Genomic DNA, 20,835 nt, shown 5'->3' on the forward strand with positions numbered 1-20,835 from the left:
ACTTCCAGAGTATTTTCGCATTTCCCTGAAATGCAAAAATACTCCACCTTTTTGTTCTGACGCATTTCCGGACGTAAAACCGCTGCACACTTTTACTGGAAATGCTTTAACCGTTTCCCTGAAATCGGCAATTACGCCGCCGGTCACTTTCGGTATCGTTTGGTAACGTCCGTCAGGACGACTTTTTCTTCGCTTCCTTCAGCGCCTTCGCCCGCTCGCGCACAACGGTCGCCCGGCCCGGCTTCATCTCCTGCCGCGCGCGCCCGAACGCTAGGGCATCATCAGGCACGTCATCGGTAATCACGCTGCCGGAGGCGATATAGGCCCCCTCTCCAATGGTGACAGGAGCGACCAGCGACGAGTTCGAACCAATAAAACTGTTCGCACCGATCCGCGTTTCGGCCTTGTTGTAGCCGTCGTAATTGCAGGTGATGGTGCCCGCACCGATATTGCTGCCCGCACCGATGAATGCATCGCCGATATAGGTCAGATGGTTGACCTTGGCACCCTCGCCGATCTCCGCCTTCTTGACCTCGCAGAAATTGCCCACCTTGGCGTTAGCGTGCAGGTTCGCGCCCGGACGCAGCCGCGCATAGGGACCGACGGCCGCACCTTCGGCGACATGCGCCCCTTCCAGATGCGAAAACGCATGGATGACGGCGCCCGGCTCGATGGTGACGCCGGGACCGATGACGACATTCGGCTCGATCAAAACGTCCTGACCGATCTTCGTGTCATAGGAGAGAAAGACGGTTTCCGGCGCAATCATCGAAACGCCGTCCACCATCAGTTCGTGGCGGCGGCGTTCCTGCCAGAGCTTCTCAATAAAGGCCAGTTCGGCGCGGTTGTTGCAGCCGACCAGTTCCGTTTCGGGCGCATCGATGGCGACGGCGCGGCGGCCGAGGGAACGGGCGATCTCGACCACATCGGTCAGATAATATTCGCCCTTCACATTGCTGTTGCCGATCCGGTCGAGCAGGTCCAGCGCGTTACGGCCGTTGATGGCCATCAATCCGCTATTGCACCAGGTAACCTTACGCTCCGCATCGGTCGCGTCCTTCTCCTCGCGGATAGCGACAAGTTCGCCATCCTTGACCAGAAGCCGGCCGTAACCGGTCGGGCGGTCGGTATGGAAACCGATGACGGCGACATCGGCACCGGCGGCAATCGCCTCACGCGCCCGGTCGAGCGTTGCGGAAGTGATGAGCGGGACATCGCCATAGGCAACGATGAGATCGTCGAAACCGCGCTCGATGGCTGCGCGTGCGGCAAGAACCGCATGGCCGGTGCCCTTGCGTTCCGTCTGCAGGAAAGCTTCGACCTGAAGGCCCTTCATACTTGCGGCAGCAGCGACATTGTCAGCATCGCGCCCGACCACCAGCGCCACCGTGCCGACGCCAGATCCAGCCACCGCCTCGACCACATGGCTGATCATCGGACGCCCGGCGACCGGATGCAACACCTTGGATTTCGACGATTTCATGCGCGTGCTGTCGCCCGCTGCGAGAATAACGGCTAGAGAGCTGCGCTCCATAAGACCTCCAACACCCAGTCACCGGCCGCGAGGCGGCCAGGACGGCGGCATATGTTTGACTTCACGCCGTCCGGCAAAACGAACGGGCGCATCGGTAATTTCATTCCGGAATTGCTATAACGGCGGCCCACTTAAGAAACCATGCAAATCTGCACCAAATTTCCGCACCGATTTTCATCAAACGTGATTGGAACGGGATCGCATCCCGCTCCCGCGGTGTGATTTATCGCCGGGGGTTGCGGGCAGTGAATTCCAGCACCTGCTGGCGGCCGTTTTCGATCAGCCTTTCCATCTCGCGGCGCGCTGCGGCCTCATCGCGCAGGCGAAACGCCTCCACGAGCCGCAGGTGGGAGGCGGACACGTCGGAAATCTCATTGGGATCGGTTTCCGGGTTACTCATCCGGAAAATGCCCACCAGAGCCGCCTTTATCAGCGAACCGACGGTGCGCATGAACGGATTGCCGGACATTTCGGTGATGAGGACATGGAAATTCATATCCGCAAGCGCGCGCTTTTCCTTGGAATAGGCGGTATTGCCCATCTCGTTGGCATAAGCGGCGAGCTTGGCGATATCGGCGTCCTTTGCCCTGATGGCGGCAAGCCCTGCGCCATAGGGCTCGAAAGCCTGACGGATATCGTAAAGATGCAGCAGGAATTCATCGCTGACGCCCGCCTCGAAATGCCAGAGCAGCACTTCGCTGTCGAACATGTTCCAGCTTTCGCGCTCCGTCACCCGGGTGCCGATACGCGCCTTGGGGGAAATCATGCCCTTGGCGGTCAGCGTCTTCATCGCTTCGCGCAGCACTGTGCGCGACACTTTCAGCCGCTCCATCAGCTCGGCATCGCCCGGCAGGATATCGCCCGTCTTGAAGGTGCCGGACACGATATCGAGACCGAGTTTGTGAACGACCTGTGCATGATTTGTCCGCAGCTTTCGAAAACCGATCGCCGCATCGAGCATTCCGCGCTGCAAGTGCCATGTCCTTCCGTTCGGTTGGCGATCTTAAAAATCGCGCCAGACGTGTATATCTCAAGTCAGAATATAGTGAAAAACATCAAGTCGCCTGAAAAGCAAAGGCAAACTTCGTCCACGGCGTAAAACATATGAAAATAACAAAGGCCGCACATGAATTTCATGCGCGGCCTGTTATCGGCGGGAATGGAAAGTCCCGTTATTGCGGCAGCTTGTCGTCCACGCCGGCGACGTAGAAGTTGAGGCCGAGCAGAACGCCGTCCTCGGCCTTTTCACCCGCCTTCAGCCATTCCGAACCGTCCTGCTTCTTCACCGGGCCGGTGAAGGGGTGCAACTCGCCCGACTTGATCTTGGCTTCGGTATCCTCGGCCATCTTCTTCACGTCGTCAGGCATGTTGGTGTAGGGCGCCATGGTCAGGATGCCGTCCTTCAGGCCGTCCCAGACGGATTCGGACTTCCAGGTGCCATCGAGAAGAGCCTGCGTGCGCTTGATGTAATAAGCGCCCCAGGTGTCCTTGATGGCGGTAAGCTGCGTCTTCGGACCGGCCGCGATCATGTCGGAAGCCTGACCGAAGGCCTTGATGCCGCGTTCGGCCGCAACCTGCATCGGCGCGGTGGTGTCGGTGTGCTGGGTCAGAATGTCGACGCCCTGGTCGATCAGCGCCTTGGCGGCATCGGCTTCCTTGCCGGGGTCGAACCAGGTGTTGGCCCAGACGACCTTCACCTTGAAGTCGGGATTGACGGACTGCGCGCCGAGCACGAAGGCGTCGATGCCCATCACCACTTCCGGGATCGGGAAGGAGGCGATGTAGCCGGCGAGACCCTTCTGCGACATCTTCGCGGCGATCTGGCCCTGAATGTAGCGGCCTTCATAGAAGCGCGAATTGTAGGTCGCGACGTTTTCGGCGGTCTTGAAGCCGGTGGCGTGTTCGAACTTCACCTTGGGGAACTTCTGGGCCACCTTCACGGTCGCATCCATGAAGCCGAAGGAGGTGGTGAACACCAGTTCGCAACCCGAGCGGGCCATGCGCTCGATGGCGCGTTCGGCATCCGGACCTTCCGGAACGCTTTCGAGGAACGGCGTTTCGATCTTGTCGCCGAAATGCGCCTGCAGTTCCTGACGGCCGATATCATGCGCCTGCGTCCAGCCGCCGTCGGTCTTTGAACCGACATAGATGAAGCAGACCTTCTTGGCGTCGGCGGCTTCCGCCGAGGAAACGATGCCGCCGAGAGCCGCAACCGAAGCGGCGAGTGCGATGACCAGTTTTTTCATTTTTACCCCTGTTGGTTTGGAGACGTGAGAATGCTTCACCTGTCCGGCACGAAGGATTTGCCAAGCGACGCCGGAGTATTGATCAAGGTCGTGCGGCGATTATGCGAGATGATGACCAGCACGACAATAGTTGCGAGATAGGGCAGCGCCGAAAGCAATTGCGACGGCACCCCGATGCCGAAGGCCTGCGCGTGCAATTGGCCGATGGTGACGGCGCCGAACAGGTAACCGCCCGCCAGCACCCGCCATGGGCGCCACGAAGCGAAGACGACGAGCGCCAGCGCAATCCAGCCGCGCCCGGCCGACATGTTTTCCACCCATTGCGGCGTATAGACCAGCGACAGCTGCGCACCGGCAAGCCCCGCGCAGGCACCGCCGAACATGACGGCGAGATAACGGGTGCGGATGACATTGATGCCGAGCGCATGGGCCGAGGCGTGACTGTCGCCGATGGCGCGGATTTTCAGGCCCGTGCGGCTCTTGAACAGAAACCAGCCGATACCGGCGACAAGCGCGATGGAGAGGTAGAAGATCAAATCCTGCCGGAACAGCAACGGACCGAAGAAAGGAATGTCCGACAGCAGCGGAAAGACGATGGGCTGCAGTTTCACACCCGGCAGGCCGACGAAACTTTCACCCAGCATGCCCGAGACGCCGAGGCCGAGAATGGTGAGCGCAAGGCCCGTCGCCACCTGATTGGCAACGAGCGTCAGCGTCAGGAAACCGAAGAGCAGCGAGAAAATCGCACCCGAGGCAATGCCGGCCAGAATGCCGAGATAGGGAGACCCGGTCATATGCGCGGCCGCGAAAGCGCAGACCGCACCCATGATCATCATGCCCTCGACACCGAGATTGAGGACGCCGGAGCGCTCCGTCACCAGCTCGCCGGAAGCGGCGATGACGAGCGGCGTGGCGGCGGTGATGACGGTGAGGAGAATGGCCTGAAGCATATCCATCATGCCGCTCCTTCTTTACGATGCGCCTTGCCGGAAAAGATCACCCTGATGCGATAGAAGATCAGCGTATCGCAGGAGAGCACGAAGAACAGCATCAGCCCCTGAAACACGCGCGTCACCTTGTCCGAGACGCCGATGGAAAGCTGGGCCGCCTCGCCGCCGAGATAGGTCAGCGCCAGCACCAGCCCGGAAAGGATGATGCCGAGCGGATTGAGACGACCGAGAAAGGCGACGATGATGGCGGTAAAGCCGTAACCCGGCGAAATGCTGGGCTGGAGATGGCCGATGGAGCCGGAAGCTTCCGATATGCCCGCAAGCCCCGCCAGCGCGCCGGAAAGCAGCAGCGAAAACCACACCATGCGGCTGGAGGAAAAACCGGCGAAGCGCCCTGCCCGCGCCGATTGGCCGAGCACGGTGACCTCGAAGCCCTTCAGCATGTAGCGCATCATGAACCACAGCGCGATGGCCGCGACGATGGCGAAAACGAAACCCCAATGCGCCCGGCCCGAAGCCAGCATTTCCGGCAGAACGGCGCTGTCGTTGAAGGGCTTTGTCTGCGGGAAGTTGTAGCCGCCCGGATCGCGCCAGATGCCGCGCGTCAGCCAGTCGAGGAAAAGCTGCGCGACATAGACCAGCATCAGGCTGACGAGGATTTCGTTGGTGTTGAACTTCGTCTTCAAAAGTGCGGGAATACCCGCATAAAGCGCGCCGCCCACGGCGCCCATCACCAGCATCAAAGGCAAAAGCAGCGGCGAATGCCAGTCGGGATAAAGCACCGGCAGAATGGAGCCGGTGATCGCGCCGATGGTGAATTGCCCCTCCGCGCCGATGTTCCAGTTATTGGAGCGATAACAGATCGACAGGCCGACGCCGATCAGGATCAGCGGTGCGGCCTTGATCGCCAGCTCGTGCAGCGACCAGACTTCCAAAAGCGGCTCGACGAAAAAGGCGTAAAGCGCGTCCAGCGGGTTCTTGCCGAGCATGGCGAACATGATGGCGCCGACGAGCAGCGTCAGCGTGAGCGCCAGAAGCGGCGAAAGCAGCGTGAAAAGCCTCGAGACCCCTGCCCGTTTTTCAAGCTCAATGCGCATGCTGGGCGGCTCCCGAATGTGTGTGGATGCCGCCCATCAGCAGGCCGATCTTTTCAAGCGTCATGTCTTCCACGGATGGGTCTCTGACAGCTTGCCGTCGGAGATGACAGCGATATTGGTGGCGACTTCGAATATTTCATCGAGATCCTGGCTGATGACGATGACCGCCGAGCCCGCTTTGGCAAGGTCGACAAGCGCTTGGCGAATGCGGCTCGCAGCGCCGGCATCCACGCCCCAGGTCGGCTGATTGACCACCAGCACGGCAGGCTGGCGGTCAAGCTCGCGCCCGACGATGAATTTCTGCAGGTTGCCGCCGGACAGCGACCCGGCCAGCGGATCGGCCCCGCTTTTGCGCACATCCATGGTTTCCGAAATACGCCGCGCCGCCGCCTTAATGACTGAGCCACGCACGATGCGCAGGAAACCGCCGGTCAGAAACGCCTTGCGGTCGGAGCGCGCCCGCGCCAGCAGCAGATTGTCGGAAAGGCTCAAGCCGGGAACCGCGGCGTGGCCGTGGCGCTCTTCCGGTACGAAACCCGCGCCCATCAGCCGGCGGCCATTGATGCCGATACGGCCGACCGGCTTGCCGCGCAGATGGATTGCATCGTTATTATAGACCGGATATTCGCCCGAAAGCGCATCGAACAGCTCGCCCTGCCCGTTTCCGGCAACGCCGGCAATCGCCAGCACCTCGCCGGCGCGCACGGTCATGGAAATCGATTTCAACGCCACGGCAAAAGGCGTTCGCGGCGCGACCGAAAGCCCCATGACCTCGATCTGCGGCGCACCCAGCGCCTCGCCCGTGGCCCGCGAAACGCTTGCGACATCGCTGCCGACCATCATGCGCGCCAGCGATGCCGGCGTTTCCCTGCGCGGATCGCAGGTGCCCGTCACCTTGCCGTGGCGCAGAACGGTGGCGCGGTCGCAGATACGCTGCACCTCTTCGAGACGATGGCTGATATAAAGCACGGAGCGGCCTTCGGCCTTCAGCTTCTCCAGCGTCTCGAACAGCTTATCGGCCTCCTGCGGCGTCAGCACCGAGGTCGGCTCGTCGAGAATGATGAGGCGCGGATTCTGTAGCAAAGCGCGGACGATCTCGATGCGCTGGCGCTCGCCGACCGAAAGATCGGCCACATGCGCATTGGGATCGAGCGGCAGACCGTAGGCGCGCGACAGCGTTTCCGCTTGCCCGGCGATTTCCTTCAATGAAATTTTCGGATCGAGCGACAGGGCGATGTTTTCAGCAACGGTCAGCGCCTCGAACAGCGAGAAATGCTGGAAGACCATGCCGATGCCGAGCCGGCGGGCCTCACTGGGTGAGCCGACGGAAACCGGCTGGCCCTGCCAGATAATATCGCCCTCGGTCGGTGCGAGAACGCCGAACAGCATCTTGACGAGCGTGGATTTGCCCGCGCCGTTTTCCCCCAGAAGCGCGTGGATTTCGCCCGGCGCAATATCGAGATCGATGCCGTTGCAGGCGGCGAAATTGCCGAACAGCTTGGTCAGCTTGCGAACGGACAGGAGAGGCACGGCCTCCGGCGCCAAAGTTCCAGTCACGAGTTCCCTCTCTCACCAACCGTCATGCCTTCTTCGAGGCGTTTCAAACGGTTGCGGTAATTGTTCCCAATCCCGCACCAAAAAGTATGCAATGATACGCGATCAGAACTTATTGATAACGGTTTTGCTGCTGCGCACAACTGAAAAAGAAGCCGCTTAAATGCAATTTGCACAAGCAATAAACGGCTTTACCCTTTTCTTATTTCGCGCCGAGCGAGGGGAAAAACTGCAATATTCCACCGATGCAATAAAGATAGATGCCGCTCGCCACAAAGCCGATCACGGCCCAGGTCGGGGTTTCGAAATGCATCAGCAGCGAATAACCGCCAAGCGCGCACCAGATGAAGACCACGGCGAGATTGAGCGGCCGCAATCGCTTCACCCGCACCGGATGCAGGAAGTTGATCGGCAGGAATGTCAAAAACACCGAAACGGTAACGACGATCATCGCCGTGGTGGCGCTGGCGTCCATGACGAACAGGGTGAACACCACCATGTTCCACACCACCGGAAAGCCGGAGAAGAAATATTCGTCCGTCTTCATGCCCATATCGGCGTAATAAATGGCGCTCGACACCACGATCATGCCGGCGGCCACGAAGGACAACGGCTCGCCGATCATGCCCTTCTGATAAAGCGCAAAGGCGGGCAGCAGCACATAGGTAACATAGTCGATGATATTATCGAGCGTATCGCCGGACCAGTTGGGCAGCACTTCCTTCACCCTGACCTTGCGGGCGATGGGACCGTCGATGCCATCCACCAGAAGCGCAAGCCCCAGCCACCAGAACATGTCGACGAAACGGTGTTCGGCTGCGGCGACCACGCCGAGAAAAGCCAGGAACGAACCGGAAGCCGTGAGCATATGGACGGAAAAGGCGCGGATTTCCGCGTAGGGAACACGCTTATAGTTGAAAATTTTCATAGTCAGCGTCTGTGCCCCATTTTTTCATCCGCCTGTTCATTCCGGTATGCGGCCATTCACCACGCTTTGCAACCGGCTCAATCCGCTTATCCTAAGACTAATATCGCGGCACAACCAACGAATCTTCACAACCGGATGTTCCGGGACCGAAGTGGATTTACCCGACCAAAGCCTTTATGATGCTTTGGAAATAACAACGGATCAGGACCATGAGACACTTCGATATCGCCATCACCGGAGCGGGACTTGCGGGCCAGATCGCGGCCATCGCGCTGGCGCGGGCGGGCCGCCACGTGGCGCTCATTGCGCCTTCCAGCGACAGGAAGGACCAGCGCACCACGGCGCTGATGGACCAGTCCATCCGCTTCATGGACCGTCTCGGCCTGTGGTCGCGCATCGCGCCTTCGGCCGCACGCCTTTCCACCATGCAGATCATCGACGGCACCGACCGCCTGCTGCGTGCACCCACCGTGCAGTTCCGTTCGTCCGAAATCGGGCTGGACGCCTTTGGCTGGAACATCCCCAACGAGGCTTTGCTCGGCGTTCTGGGCGAAGCGGTCGGGCAGGAACACAATATTACCCGCCTCGACACGTCCGCCGAGACAATCGACATCGGCAACGACCGCGTGACGGTGACGCTTGCGAATGGCGAAACGCTCTCCGCCGATTTCCTTATCGGTGCGGATGGCCGCAAATCGATGGTGCGGGATGCAGCCGGCATCGGCGTCAAATCCTGGTCCTATCCGCAGACAGCCATTGTTTTGAACTTCGGCCATAGCCGGTCGCATGGCAATGTCTCGACGGAATTCCACACCCCCACCGGCCCTTTCACCCAGGTTCCCCTGCCCGGCAACCGCTCCAGCCTCGTCTGGGTCGTCACCCCGCAACAGGCGGAGGAATTGACGGCGCTGCCGCTGGAAGCGCTTAGCCTCCGGGTCGAGGAGCGCATGCAATCCATGCTGGGAGCCGTCATCGTCGAGGACAGCGTGCAGGCATGGCCGCTCTCTTCCATGACGGCGCATCGTTTCGGCAAGGGCCGCATCGCCCTGATCGGCGAGGCCGCACATGGTTTTCCGCCCATCGGCGCGCAGGGGCTGAACCTCAGCCTGCGCGACATCATCGCGCTGACGGAATTGCTGAGCGCCGTCTCCGACCGGCCGATTGCGGCCGATGCCGGCAGCAGCTTCGACCGCAGGCGGCGGGCGGATGTCTATAGCCGCACGCTGAGCGTCGATCTCCTGAACCGCTCTCTGCTTTCCGACCTCCTGCCGGTGCAGATGGCGCGCGCGGCGGGCCTGCACGTGCTTTCCGGCATCGGCACGCTTAGAAGCATGGTCATGCGCGAAGGCATCGAACCGGGCCGCGGGCTGAAGGCCCTGCCCTCGCTGCTGTTCGGCAGCTTTAAAAAGGCTGGATAAAATAAACCACGCCGGTCAGCGTGAGGACCGACAGCACCGTCGAGATCAGGATCGTTGCCGACGCCCGCTCCTGCCAGACGTGATATTGCTGGCCGATGACGAAAACATTCGTCGCGGTCGGCAGCGCGGCCAAAAGCACGGCCGAATAGATCCACACCGGCTCGAACCGCCCGAGCGACGAGAGCACGAGATAAGCGGCGAGCGGATGCAGGATCAGCTTTGCCGGCACGATATAGCTGATTTCCACCGGCACCCGTTTCATCGGCCGAAGCGCCAGCGTCACGCCCATGGCAAACAATGCGCAGGGCGCCGCCGATTGCGCCAGATAGTCCACCAGCCGCTGCACCGCTTCCGGCGGCTGCCATGACAGCGAGGCGGCGAGAAAGCCGGCGATGACGGAGACGATGAAGGGATGGGTGATGACCTTGCGCGCCACGTCCAGCGCAAGCTTTGACGGAGAGCGCTTGTCGCCGCCCGCAACCGCCATCATCGCCGGCGCGACGATGAAATGGGCGGCGTTTTCCAGACAGACGATCAGCGCCACCGGCACCGCCGCCTTTTCGCCAAGCGCCAGAAGTGCAAGCCCCGGTCCCATATAGCCGATATTGCCGTAGCTTGCCGCGAAACTCTGGATCGTGGTTTCGGCAAGGCTGTTTTTCCGCACGAACCGGCCGATCAGGAACACAGCCAAGAAAATACCATAGGTGCAGGCGAGACTGGCCGCGACGAAATCCATCCGCGCCAGTTCTTCCACCGGCGTTTTCGACACCAGCTTGAAAAACAGCGCCGGAAGCGCCGCATAGATGATGAAGGTGTTCAGCCAGCCCATCGCCTCGACCGGCTGCTTCGTGATGCGCGCCGCCCCGTAGCCGATGAATATCAGGCCGAAAAACGGTAACAGCAATCCGACGATATCCGTCACTATGTTTCCCCCGCAAGCAACTCCAGCGGGAGGCTTAGCCGATTTGCATCAGGATCGGAAAGGTCTCCTGGAACCAGATCGCCACATTGGTGATAAAACCGGACATGAAAGCGAGACCGGTCAGCACCAGCAATACGCCGAGCAGCTTTTCCACGAGGCCGAGATGGCGGCGGAAGCGGACGAGGAAACGCATGAAGGAGCCGGAAAACGCCGCCGCGATCCAGAACGGCACCGCAAGGCCAAGAGAATAGACCGCAAGCAGCGCCGCACCGTCGCCAACCGTATCGCGCGCGGCGGCGACGCCTAGAATCGCGCCCAGAACCGGGCCAATGCAGGGCGTCCAGCCGAAGGCGAAGGCAAGACCCATGACATAGGCCCCGGACAGCGTCGCCGGCTTGCCCGCCCCCTGAAACCGCGCCTCGCGCGAAAACAGGCCGATGCGGAACACGCCGAGGAAATTCAGGCCCATCAGAATGATGATGAAACCGCCGATCTTGGCGAGAATGTCGAGATTCTGGCGCAGAAGCGTGCCGATCGTCGAGGCGCCTGCCCCCAGCGCCACGAAGACCGTGGCGAAACCGAGCGTGAAGAAGAAGGCCGAAAACAGCACGGCCCTGCGAATCTCCGGCCGCGGCGCGGTATCTTCCGTCCTGAACTGCTCGACCGAAACACCCGCCATATAACAGAGATAAGGCGGCACCAGCGGCAGAACGCAGGGCGACAGAAACGAAAGAGCGCCGGCCAGAAGCGCGCTGAACAGGGAAATATCGGCAATCGACAAGAAAGAACTCCGCATTCCGCAAAGCCGCCGCGATTCTCGAGCTTCGCCGGCACTTCACGCTTCATTTTCGTGCATGTCATTGCTGCAAAAGGATTTCACCCGTCCGGCCGACATGTCTGAAGCCGGTTTTATCCCCAGCCGCCCCCTCTCTCCAATCACCTTTTCGGGGGTGCGACAAAAAAAACCGGATTGATTGTCGAAACCGCTTTTTTTGGGTTGACCGAACGGATCGCTCTACCTATGTTCCGCGCACTTCCGAAGGGCAGCCAAGCCCCGACACGGGAGAGCGTAGCTCAGCCGGTAGAGCAACTGACTTTTAATCAGTAGGTCCAGGGTTCGAATCCCTGCGCTCTCACCACCTTCAAATACAATTTTCTGATATTTCACAAAGAGTTAGCGCCGAAGGTGACCGAACTCCGGCGGGAATGGAAAAGATTCGCCCGCAGTCTCCGGGCGTAAAATAACGATATCCACCGCAAGCCCGGATTTCAGAACAGCCGCTGCGATTAGGGCCACCGGCTCATGTGCCAGCGTCCCGGCATGACCGGGCAGTCGCTTTCAATCGCTTGGAATAGTTCCTCAGGTCGAAAGTCTCAGCCCCGGAAATCATGGGATTTGATATTCCCGCAAATCCAATCAGGAGATCATTTGCGCGCGGCAGTACGCCGGCAGCGCCAGTTCCAGTCTCTTGGCTCACCCGTGTCCATATGGACCGATTCGGTGTGGCAATAGGTGCCGACGCCACCGCGTTCCGGCAGGGAACGCAGATAAGTGGCAAGCTCCCATTTGGAGACGCCCTTGATCTGGATATCGGCGGCATCGCAGGTATAGTGCTTTGAGCCCTGCCTTATGCCCTTCGGCGGACGATAGCCCGAGGTAACGATCGCCGGGCTGTTGTAGTGGCGCTCCACATCCTTGATCATCCGCACCAGTTCCGGCTTGAAACAGCCGACTTCGACACGGTCCGTCTGCAGGAAAAGCCCGTTCGGGGCGACGCGGGTGAGACCGGAGAGCGAGGCTAGCTTCATCAGGCCGGTCGGCTGGTCATCCTCCTCATCGAGATGGGCGTCGTCGAATTCGTCGGACATCATCGAACGGCCGGAAAGGGCGATGCCCATCGTCCCGTCCGAAACTCCGGGCAATGCGGCGACCTGCGTATTGCCGGCCGTGCCGCTTTCAATCATTTTAGGCAGGCGCTTTTTGGCCGCACCGGCGAAAAATGCCGCAAGCGTCACGCCCTTACCCTCGCTTTCCTGCCCCTCGCCCCCCGCCCTGGCGTCCACGGCTGGTTGCGCGGCAACGGCCGCGAGCTGTTCCGATGCCGACTGCGGCACGGGTACGGGAACCGGCTGACGATTTTCACTGTGCTGTTCCGCCGGCGCCTGTGCGGCTGGCGGGACCTGAGCCGGCGCCGCCACCGGTTGCGGCTGCGCCGCCTGCACCGGCGCCGAATAGACGCTGCTGACGGCAGGAACGATTCTCTGGGAAGAAGCGCCCGCAGCAGTGGCTATGCCCGGCGCCCCTGCGGCACCGGCAGGCGCTGCTGCTGCAGATGCGGTGGAATAAATGCTTGTCGTCCCTGCGGAGATCGCCGTTGGCTGCGTCGTCAATCCGCCGATATCGGGGGCGGCGCCATAGGCCTGCGCCGGGCCGCCCGATGCCTGCGGCTGGGCTGGCGCGGCCGCTCCGGTCGCCGATGCAACGGCCGGATCCACATAATGTCCCTGTTGCGCGCCGGCCGCGGCAGTTGAAGCGGCGGTCTGCGGCTTCTGTTGTGCGGAAATTTCCGGCTTTTTGGTCGCCGCCGCCATCTCGTCGTCGGTCACCGCCGAAACGCATCCGGAAAGCCCGAGCAGCGAAACCGCGATGACGAGACGCTGACGGACCAGGCGTCCTTTCGCGCTCTCGACAGTTGTCATGGGTGGCCTCCGTATCTTGCATTTCCAACAGCAGCACGGGAACGGGCGCGTGTGCTTCCCCAAAACGGGACTGGCCGTTTCGATTCGCGGACTATGCCTCATCCCCTCGGGACAAGGCAAGAGCACCCGAAAACGCCGCTGCTCACCGGAAAATCCCTACCAGGAACCGGTATTCTGCATAGATATCCACGGTTCGGCTGGTGCGAGGCTTTCGCCCTTCTGCAGAATTTCGAAGGAAATACCATCCGGCGAGCGCACGAAGGCCATGTGTCCGTCGCGCGGCGGCCGGTTGATGACGATGCCGTTCTGCTGAAGCCGGGCGCAGAAATCGTAGATATTGTCGACCTCGTAAGCCAGATGGCCGAAGTTGCGGCCGCCGGTATAATCCTCGGTATCCCAGTTATAGGTGAGTTCGAGACACGGCGCCTTGTTTTCCTTCGCCGCAGCAATGTCGTCGCGCGCCGCAAGAAACACCAGAGTGAATCGGCCTTTTTCGTTCTCGATTCGGCGTATTTCCTCAAGACCCAGCAGGTCGCCATAGAATTTCAGTGATTCGCCAAGATCTTTGACGCGAACCATTGTGTGCAGATACCGCATTTTCTTCCTCTCCATTACACGGGTCCGGAGCCGTTAAACGCATGATGGCAAGCCCCGGACAAGGACGGCGACATAAAAGCAGCTGCGTAAATCAAAAACTAGGGCTTGCGTGAAACCGTTACCAAGATGTTAATCTGGCGCACAGGAATCAGTTGACCGGTGTATGGCGCGTAATCGAGGGGTTGGCAGGATATGGCTGATAGGATGTCATCGAAAACGATAGTCGATGTCGAGGACCTTTCGGGCGATGCCGTGGACCTGACCGAAATTACCGGTGTCGTGAAGTGGTTCGATGTCGCCAAGGGTTTCGGCTTCATCGTCCCCGACAACGGCACACAGGATGTGCTGCTGCACGTCTCCTGCCTGCGCCGCGACGGTTACCAGACAATTCTTGAAGGAACGCGCATCGTCGCCCTCATCCAGCGGCGCGACCGCGGTTTCCAGGCGTTCCGCATCCTGTCCATGGACCAGTCGACCGCCGTTCACCCCTCGCAGCTGCCGCCGGTGCGCACCCATGTGCAGGTAACGCCTTCGAGCGGACTTGAGCGCGCCATCGTCAAGTGGTTCAACCGCACCAAGGGTTTCGGCTTCCTGACGCGCGGCGAAGGAACGGAAGATATTTTCGTGCATATGGAAACCCTGCGCCGTTTCGGCCTGACGGAGCTTCGCCCCGGCCAGGTGGTTCTGGTGCGTTACGGCGATGGCGACAAGGGCCTGATGGCGGCGGAAATCCACCCCGACAACCCGGTTTCCGTCGGGATGTCGCATTGATGTCCGCCCTGCCCCATATGGTGAAAAGCGCCGTTATGGCGCTTCTTTTTTTCACGCTGGCCGCCGCCGCCCAGGCTCAGCAACAGCAGACATTCACCTCCGAACCGCTGCAGATTGAAACCGCCGGGGGAAAGAGCCACGATTTCACTGCCGAACTGGCGCTGAACAATGCCCAGCGCGAACAGGGCCTTATGTTCCGCAAGAGCATGCCGCTTGAAAACGGCATGCTGTTCGATTTCGGTGAGCCGCGTGACGTCGCCATGTGGATGCGGAACACGCTTATTCCGCTCGACATGCTTTTCATTGGCCGTGACGGCCGCATTACCCATATTCACGAAAACGCGGTTCCGCATTCGGAAGCGATCATCAGCTCCCGCGGGCCAGTAAAATTTGTGCTTGAACTGAATGGCGGCACTGCGAAGCGCTATGGCATCAAGCCGGGCGATATGGTTCGCAGCGCGCAAATCGGCAACCGGAAATGACGTTGCCGCGTTATTGCGTCTGAATGAGCCGGACGAGGTTTCGCCCGGCTGGCGCAATATTCAGTAGACCGGCTCGATATGGCTCAGAATCCGGCAATTGGAAATGGAAGCGGCAAGGTTGATGGCGATGTCGATCGCCTCGACCGAATCGGCCGTGCCTTCCAGATAGATCACATCATTTTCGACGGTTGCGGAAATGCGCGACTTCTCGAGACCCGATTCGAAGGCCAGAGCCGACGTGATTGCCTGGCATACGCCGGCCATGCGGTCTCCGAAGAAGCTTTCCTGAATGCCTGACAAATTGAACATATGCGTTCTCCTTCTTATGGACATAACAACGCCCTGAGGGCGGTTTTGTTCATCTCCGGTTCATCTATTTGTTCATCTTCCATTCATCTTGGAAAATTGGAACCCCCTGATCGATCACATTTTAGGTGATCGGGAACCATTTCGTGAGGCGGGCATTTCGCGCATGGGAGAATGAAAGACCTTCAAGGCAGGTAAAACAGGGAGGAGAATGACATGCTGATTAACAGAACGGAGCCGTGTCACCACGCCTCGTGGATGAAGCCGGTGGCGATCCATCTGCCGCTGTGCGTCGCCGTGGAAATCTACAGCCCGCTGGTGGCGCTGGACATGCTGATGTACCGTTGGCCCGAGGAACACGGGCCGGAATATGAAGAGGCGCGCAGGAACTGCCTCGATGCCATCGCTGGCAGATGCGACATCGAGAAAGCACGGGAATCGTTTCTCATCGCAAGCAGTCATGCCCATATCCTGAACGTCCACTAAAATTCATCGACCGTCATGACGATTGGGCCCTTCTATGCGGAGGGCTTTTCTTTTGCGCGCGGCTTCTGCGACACTTCCATACACGGCGCAGCCTGCACACCGGCCGATGATGACATGTAACTGTCACGCAAACGTTATAATCGGCAGAGACGAATTCCATGGAATCGATTGGCGCGCAGACCGCCAAAAGCTTGGGAGTGGAACTGGCCAGCATGGAAACTGTCTTTGCCCTTTGCGCAATTCTGCTCCTCGGCTTCAATCTTCTCGGCATCGTTCTGGCCGGCTGGCGACTGACGAGACGGGACGCGGAAAACGATCTTGTCCGGCAAAAGCCGCCTGTCTCGCTTGTGGTGCCGCTGCGCGGCGTGGAGAACTTCACGCCCCTGACGCTGTCGCGCGCCTTCGAACTCAACTGGCCCGATTATGAGCTGCTGTTCTGCGTCGCCGATGAATTCGATCCGGTGATCGAAGAAGTTCGCAAAGCGCAAGCCGCCTTCCCCTCGGTTTCCATGCAATTGCTCATTGGCGATGACCGCATCAGCGCCAATCCGAAACTGAACAATTGCGTCAAGGGCTGGCGGGCCGCCCGGCATGAATGGGTGATTCTGGCCGATTCGAACGTGCTGATGCCGAAATCCTATATTGCGACCATGATGTCGGCCTGGCGGCAGGATAGCGGGCTCGTCTGCTCGCCGCCGCTCGGGTCAAGGCCTGCGGGTTTCTGGGCGCATGTGGAATGCGCCTTCCTCAACGGCTCGCAGGGCCGCTGGCAATATGCGGCGGAAGCCATCGGCATGGGTTTCGCACAGGGCAAGTCGATGTTGTGGAACAAGCCGTTTCTGGAAGACAATGGCGGCATTCGCGCGCTGGCTGCTGAAATCGCAGAAGACGCAGCCTCGACGAAGCTGGTGCGAAGCGCCGGCCGCAAGGTGCATCTGGTCTGCGCCCCCTTCGAACAACCTCTCGGCCAGCGCCATGCCAGCGAGATCTGGTCGCGCCAGACCCGCTGGGCGCGGTTGCGACGCGTGACCTTCCCGCAATATTTCGCGCCTGAAATCCTCACCGGCGCACTTCCCCCGCTCCTCTTCGCGCTCGCCGCCGCCGCCATGATGGATGTAAACCTCGCCGCAACCGCCTTTGCCATCCTCGCCCTCATGTATGTGCCGGAACTTGCACTTGCGGCCCTCAACCGCTGGCCGGTATCGCTCCATACGCTGCCGGCGATGATCGCCCGCGACATGATCATGCCTGTCGTCTGGGCGCGAAGCTGGATCGGCAGCGCGGTGGCATGGCGCGGCAATGTCATGACGATCGGCACGGCGGAGAGCACTCTGGCCGGTCCGTCCGCGGAATAAATCACTGCTATTTGGAATAAGTTACGCCGGAAAGCTGATGTTTTGCTTTAAAATGGTCGGAGTGGAGAGATTCGAACTCCCGACCCTCTGGTCCCAAACCAGATGCGCTACCAGACTGCGCTACACTCCGCCGAGGCGATGGCTGGGGAATACACGGTTCACCCGCAGTCCGCAACAGGGAAATTCATCTTTGTTCGGCAACGACCCCGATGAGCAAAACGTAACCTCGAAACGGCGGCGCAGGATCGGACGGCAAGGGGATAATCGTCTTGACTCTCACCTGAAGTCAGTCCATTTCAAATTCAACGTTCCTGACACGATTTGGTTATTCTATTCAGGTACGTGATGAATAATTCGGGGTGTTTCGCCCCGCTGTCCAACCGGAGCAGTTTCGACATGTCTGCGAAGATTTACCGCCCTGCAAAAACCGCCATGCAATCCGGCAAGGCGAAGATCAATGTCTGGGTTCTGGAATTCGACGCCGAGGTTCCGCGCAAGATCGATCCGATCATGGGCTACACCTCCAGTTCCGACATGAAGCAGCAGCTCAAGCTGACATTCGAGACGCAGGAACAGGCCGAAGCCTATGCCCAGCGCAAGGGCATCGAATACCGCGTCATCCAGCCGAAGGAAGCGACCCGCAAGGTGGTTTCCTACACCGACAATTTCCGTTTCAACCGCACCCAGCCCTGGACGCACTGAAACACGACGATCAAAGTTTTTGCCGGAGTATCGATTGCCCGGCATGACGGCCCCTTAGCTCAACTGGATAGAGCAACTGCCTTCTAAGCAGTAGGTCGCAGGTTCGAGTCCTGCAGGGGTCGCCATCTTTTCTGCAACGCCAGATACGTCCGGATTATCTCAAGGACTCCGAAACTCAGCGTCTGGCACCTCTGGACTCATTCGGTTTGCAATAAGCCCCTCATGAGGGGGGCCGACACCTGTCGCAAGGGTGAGGATCAGCTACGCTTCGCTAACAGATTTGGCGCGGCTGCCACAGCCAGTCCCAATGCGGCGGAGATGAAGCCGATAAAGTCGGAGATCGTTTTCAACTCACCTTCGAAACCCATCCCCTGCAGCAATAGGCTTGTTCCGTAAAATAGGGGCAAGACGAACCCAAAGACAGTTATCAGGAATAACGCAACTCTCTGGACAGCCAGCGTCGTCGGACGCGTTGGTTCCCACCGAAGCAGCAGGATGATGACGGCCAGAGCAGAAATGCTCAAGAAAACGTCGATCACCAACTGAGCGTTCACGTTTATCAGGCTGTCATTCGACCAGAAGTTTATTCCGGAGACAGATACGAGAAGAAAAAACACGATCGAAACCACGATCGCCTCTGTCTTGCTAGACATACCTGGGTCAAAGACGAGAGCTCCGCAGACGATGCCCACGGTCATGGACAACGGCAAGAGAAGCATTCGCCCCCATTCTCCCGTATTCGTGTTTTTGGTCACACCGGATACGGTTGGGGCAATTGCGTCTAAGAACCACCAGCCAACCCCAACGCCTAACAGGCTAAGCACCATAAACGCGCCGAGACTTACCAAAACTCCCACTGCGATAGCCCAAACCGCCCGCCCCATTTTGTCCCCCCGACCGTGGCGCTACTGCTATGCCGAACAATACCGTGGAATCGATCAAGATTAAATGACCGTACTGAGGCGGCTCTATTCAATGACCGAAGATAACTGGCGGCATCAATTGTCGCAAAGCGCCCAGATGCAGGAGGTGACTGCGCTTCCGGTCGTGCAGATTCGCGGTTCATGTACCCTCGAAAGACGCGCCTACCCCTGCCCCATCAATGTGAAATACCCCCACACCGCCACAAAAAACGCGATGACAGCCGCAATCGTCAAAGCCTTCCTGGCTTTCGGTCCCAGCGGTTCGCGTGGCTTTTTCGGCGGCACCGGTTTGCGGAACTTCACCACATTGTCGTTCATTCTATCTTCGTCCTGACTATCGCTGCTGAAAGCTCAGCCGCGTTTATGGCATCGATCTTCCCGGATTTATCTCTAACAGACCAGAACTATCATAAATATTACCAAGTTTTCACTTCACCCTTGGGGCAAGCTATGTCACTTCCCACAATCAGAGGAATACAACAGCGACAGATGGACGGACAAACCGGAGAGCGGCGACAACCCTCTGTAGTATTTTGAACTTTGCGGGTGACGAGAATGAATGACGCCAATACGAGTGGCAGCGATACCGAAAACAGCCAGCCCGATCTGCGCGAGATTCTGGGAACGAACAGAAACGGCCGCAAGAAAAAGTCGCGTCGCTATCTCTATGCCGCAGCAGCCATTGTGCTGATTGGCGGGGGCCTCGGTTATTATTATCAGTCACGTGCGGCAGGTGTCGCCTATAGCTACACCACCGAAACGGCGCGTCAGGGCGATCTCTCGGTCATCGTCACCTCCACCGGCTCGGTTCAGCCGACGGATCAGGTCGATATATCGAGCGAACTCTCCGGCACCGTGCGCAAGGTCAACGTCACCTATAACAGCCCGGTGAAGGCCGGGGACGTATTGGCGGAACTGGATACCAACAAGCTCGAAGCCGATGTCCAGAGCGCCCGCGCCAAGCTTGCCTCCGCCAAGGCCAATGTGCTGAAGGCGCACGCCGATCTCGGTTCGGCCAAAACCTCCATGGAGCGCCTGAAATCGCTGGTGCAGAACCGGGTCTCCAGCCAGCAGGATCTGGACGCCGCACAGTTCACCCATGATGCGGCTGCCGCGACGCTCGAAGTCAACGAGGCGACCGTGCTTTCGGCGGAAGCGGATCTGAGGCTTGCCGAAGTCAATCTCGGCAAGGCCAAGATCGTCTCGCCCATCGATGGCGTCATCCTCACCCGCAGCGTCGATCCCGGCGCCACCGTCGCCTCCTCGCTCAATGCCCCGGTGCTGTTCACCATCGCCGGCGATCTGCGCCACATGGAATTGCAGGTCTCGGTGGATGAGGCCGATGTCGGCAAGGTCGAGACCGGTCAGAAGGCCAATTTTAACGTCGACGCCTATCCCGACCGCAGCTTTCCGGCCGAGATCGAGACCGTGCGCTTCGCCTCGGAAACCGTATCCAACGTCGTGACCTACAAGGGCATATTGACGGTCGATAATGAGGAACTGCTGCTGCGCCCCGGCATGACGGCGACCGCCAATATCATCGTCGAGGAAATCAAGGATACGCTGCTGGTGCCGAATTCCGCGCTTCGTTATACGCCGCCGCGCGAATCCGCCTCCCGTGGCGGCGGGTTGATGAGCCTGTTCCGCCCGCCGCGCATGGGCCGCTCGCAGAACCGCGATGCCGGCCAGGCGGCTGCGGCCGGCAAAAGGACGGTCTGGGTGCTGCGCAACAACACGCCAGTCTCCGTCGCCATCGAAACCGGTTCCACCGACGGCCAGCATACCGTGGTAAAATCGGGCGAGTTGAAAGCCGATGACCAGGTGATTACCGACGCCACGGCCCGCAACGCCGGCTGACGGAGGA

The 20,835-nt window shown here is 59.7% G+C and carries 20 protein-coding genes, 3 tRNA genes and 1 pseudogene; 10 read left to right on the top strand and 14 right to left on the bottom strand.

What is annotated here, in order from left to right; genetic code table 11:
* Positions 1-172: 172 nt before the first annotated feature.
* The 7 genes and pseudogenes from glmU to pcsA all read right to left on the bottom strand — a co-directional run bounded on the left by glmU (position 173) and on the right by pcsA (position 8,309).
* Positions 173-1,534, bottom strand: coding sequence for a bifunctional UDP-N-acetylglucosamine diphosphorylase/glucosamine-1-phosphate N-acetyltransferase GlmU (gene glmU / locus L901_RS22090; protein WP_059760294.1), 1,362 nt, complete (start codon positions 1,532-1,534; stop codon positions 173-175).
* 223 nt (positions 1,535-1,757) lie between these two features.
* On the bottom strand, positions 1,758-2,495 hold the full coding sequence (locus tag L901_RS22095; protein WP_059760295.1) for a FadR/GntR family transcriptional regulator: 738 nt from the start codon (positions 2,493-2,495) through the stop codon (positions 1,758-1,760).
* Positions 2,496-2,706: 211 nt separating this feature from the next.
* Positions 2,707-3,780: a BMP family ABC transporter substrate-binding protein gene (locus L901_RS22100; RefSeq protein ID WP_059760297.1), complete on the bottom strand. Its 1,074-nt coding sequence runs from the start codon at positions 3,778-3,780 to the stop codon at positions 2,707-2,709.
* A gap of 35 nt (positions 3,781-3,815) precedes the next feature.
* Complete coding sequence (locus L901_RS22105; protein ID WP_059760300.1) at positions 3,816-4,736, bottom strand: ABC transporter permease; 921 nt, start codon at positions 4,734-4,736, stop codon at positions 3,816-3,818.
* Positions 4,736-5,827 carry an ABC transporter permease gene (locus L901_RS22110; protein ID WP_059760302.1) on the bottom strand — a complete coding sequence of 364 codons (1,092 nt, stop codon included), beginning with the start codon at positions 5,825-5,827 and terminating at the stop codon, positions 4,736-4,738. Before L901_RS22110 ends, L901_RS22105 begins: the two co-directional genes overlap by 1 nt.
* Positions 5,817-7,372 (bottom strand): annotated as a pseudogene (locus L901_RS22115) (ABC transporter ATP-binding protein). Before L901_RS22115 ends, L901_RS22110 begins: the two are co-directional and overlap by 11 nt.
* A 211-nt stretch (positions 7,373-7,583) precedes the next feature.
* Complete coding sequence (pcsA, locus tag L901_RS22120) at positions 7,584-8,309, bottom strand: phosphatidylcholine synthase (RefSeq protein WP_035263562.1); 726 nt, start codon at positions 8,307-8,309, stop codon at positions 7,584-7,586.
* Positions 8,310-8,518: 209 nt separating this feature from the next.
* Between pcsA and L901_RS22125 the strand changes: the two genes are divergently transcribed.
* The gene (locus L901_RS22125; protein ID WP_059760304.1) at positions 8,519-9,727 is read left to right on the top strand and encodes a UbiH/UbiF family hydroxylase; all 1,209 of its coding nucleotides are present in this window, start codon (positions 8,519-8,521) and stop codon (positions 9,725-9,727) included.
* Here the strand turns inward: L901_RS22125 and L901_RS22130 are convergent.
* Together L901_RS22130 and L901_RS22135 are read right to left on the bottom strand one after the other, a co-directional pair.
* A complete protein-coding gene (locus L901_RS22130) occupies positions 9,711-10,649 on the bottom strand; it encodes an AEC family transporter (protein ID WP_059760306.1) in 939 nt (312 codons plus the stop codon). The two genes, L901_RS22125 and L901_RS22130, sit on opposite strands and share 17 nt — an antisense overlap.
* Before the next feature lie 34 nt (positions 10,650-10,683).
* Positions 10,684-11,430: a cytochrome c biogenesis CcdA family protein gene (locus tag L901_RS22135; RefSeq protein ID WP_003523449.1), complete on the bottom strand. Its 747-nt coding sequence runs from the start codon at positions 11,428-11,430 to the stop codon at positions 10,684-10,686.
* A 282-nt stretch (positions 11,431-11,712) separates the two neighbouring features.
* Here L901_RS22135 and L901_RS22140 point away from each other — a divergent pair.
* Positions 11,713-11,788, top strand: a tRNA-Lys gene (locus L901_RS22140).
* Between the two features lie 286 nt (positions 11,789-12,074).
* Here L901_RS22140 and L901_RS22145 read toward each other — a convergent pair.
* A complete protein-coding gene (locus L901_RS22145; protein WP_059760308.1) occupies positions 12,075-13,349 on the bottom strand; it encodes a YcbK family protein in 1,275 nt (424 codons plus the stop codon).
* Between the two features lie 156 nt (positions 13,350-13,505).
* Positions 13,506-13,946, bottom strand: a complete 441-nt coding sequence (locus L901_RS22150) for a VOC family protein (protein ID WP_059760310.1) — start codon at positions 13,944-13,946, stop codon at positions 13,506-13,508.
* A 192-nt stretch (positions 13,947-14,138) separates the two neighbouring features.
* On the opposite strand from L901_RS22150, the gene L901_RS22155 reads away from it, so the two are divergent.
* Positions 14,139-14,717 (top strand): cold-shock protein, encoded by a 579-nt coding sequence (locus L901_RS22155; RefSeq protein ID WP_059760312.1) that lies wholly within the window; start codon positions 14,139-14,141, stop codon positions 14,715-14,717.
* Positions 14,717-15,199 carry a DUF192 domain-containing protein gene (locus L901_RS22160; protein WP_059760314.1) on the top strand — a complete coding sequence of 161 codons (483 nt, stop codon included), beginning with the start codon at positions 14,717-14,719 and terminating at the stop codon, positions 15,197-15,199. The genes L901_RS22155 and L901_RS22160 overlap by 1 nt, the downstream gene beginning before the upstream one ends.
* Before the next feature lie 60 nt (positions 15,200-15,259).
* On the opposite strand, the gene L901_RS22165 is transcribed toward L901_RS22160, so the two are convergent.
* A complete protein-coding gene (locus tag L901_RS22165) occupies positions 15,260-15,508 on the bottom strand; it encodes a BON domain-containing protein (RefSeq protein WP_003522642.1) in 249 nt (82 codons plus the stop codon).
* 213 nt (positions 15,509-15,721) lie between these two features.
* Between L901_RS22165 and L901_RS22170 the strand changes: the two genes are divergently transcribed.
* The gene (locus L901_RS22170; protein ID WP_003522644.1) at positions 15,722-15,991 is read left to right on the top strand and encodes a DUF982 domain-containing protein; all 270 of its coding nucleotides are present in this window, start codon (positions 15,722-15,724) and stop codon (positions 15,989-15,991) included.
* 212 nt (positions 15,992-16,203) lie between these two features.
* Positions 16,204-17,346 carry a ceramide glucosyltransferase gene (locus L901_RS22175; protein WP_059760471.1) on the top strand — a complete coding sequence of 381 codons (1,143 nt, stop codon included), beginning with the start codon at positions 16,204-16,206 and terminating at the stop codon, positions 17,344-17,346.
* 53 nt (positions 17,347-17,399) lie between these two features.
* Here L901_RS22175 and L901_RS22180 read toward each other — a convergent pair.
* Positions 17,400-17,476 (bottom strand) — tRNA-Pro (locus tag L901_RS22180).
* Positions 17,477-17,742: 266 nt separating this feature from the next.
* Here L901_RS22180 and L901_RS22185 point away from each other — a divergent pair.
* Positions 17,743-18,048, top strand: a complete 306-nt coding sequence (locus L901_RS22185) for an ETC complex I subunit (RefSeq protein ID WP_059760316.1) — start codon at positions 17,743-17,745, stop codon at positions 18,046-18,048.
* A gap of 48 nt (positions 18,049-18,096) precedes the next feature.
* Positions 18,097-18,173 (top strand) — tRNA-Arg (locus L901_RS22190).
* Between the two features lie 132 nt (positions 18,174-18,305).
* On the opposite strand, the gene L901_RS22195 is transcribed toward L901_RS22190, so the two are convergent.
* Complete coding sequence (locus tag L901_RS22195) at positions 18,306-18,767, bottom strand: hypothetical protein (RefSeq protein WP_245289684.1); 462 nt, start codon at positions 18,765-18,767, stop codon at positions 18,306-18,308.
* Between the two features lie 256 nt (positions 18,768-19,023).
* Between L901_RS22195 and L901_RS27535 the strand changes: the two genes are divergently transcribed.
* The gene (locus L901_RS27535; protein ID WP_183044089.1) at positions 19,024-19,305 is read left to right on the top strand and encodes a hypothetical protein; all 282 of its coding nucleotides are present in this window, start codon (positions 19,024-19,026) and stop codon (positions 19,303-19,305) included.
* Between the two features lie 221 nt (positions 19,306-19,526).
* Positions 19,527-20,828: an efflux RND transporter periplasmic adaptor subunit gene (locus L901_RS22205; RefSeq protein ID WP_059760322.1), complete on the top strand. Its 1,302-nt coding sequence runs from the start codon at positions 19,527-19,529 to the stop codon at positions 20,826-20,828.
* Positions 20,829-20,835 lie beyond the last annotated feature (7 nt).

Origin of the sequence: Agrobacterium sp. D14 (genome assembly GCF_001526505.1) — a bacterium.
In the GTDB taxonomy this organism is placed as follows: Bacteria; Pseudomonadota; Alphaproteobacteria; order Rhizobiales; family Rhizobiaceae; genus Agrobacterium; species Agrobacterium leguminum.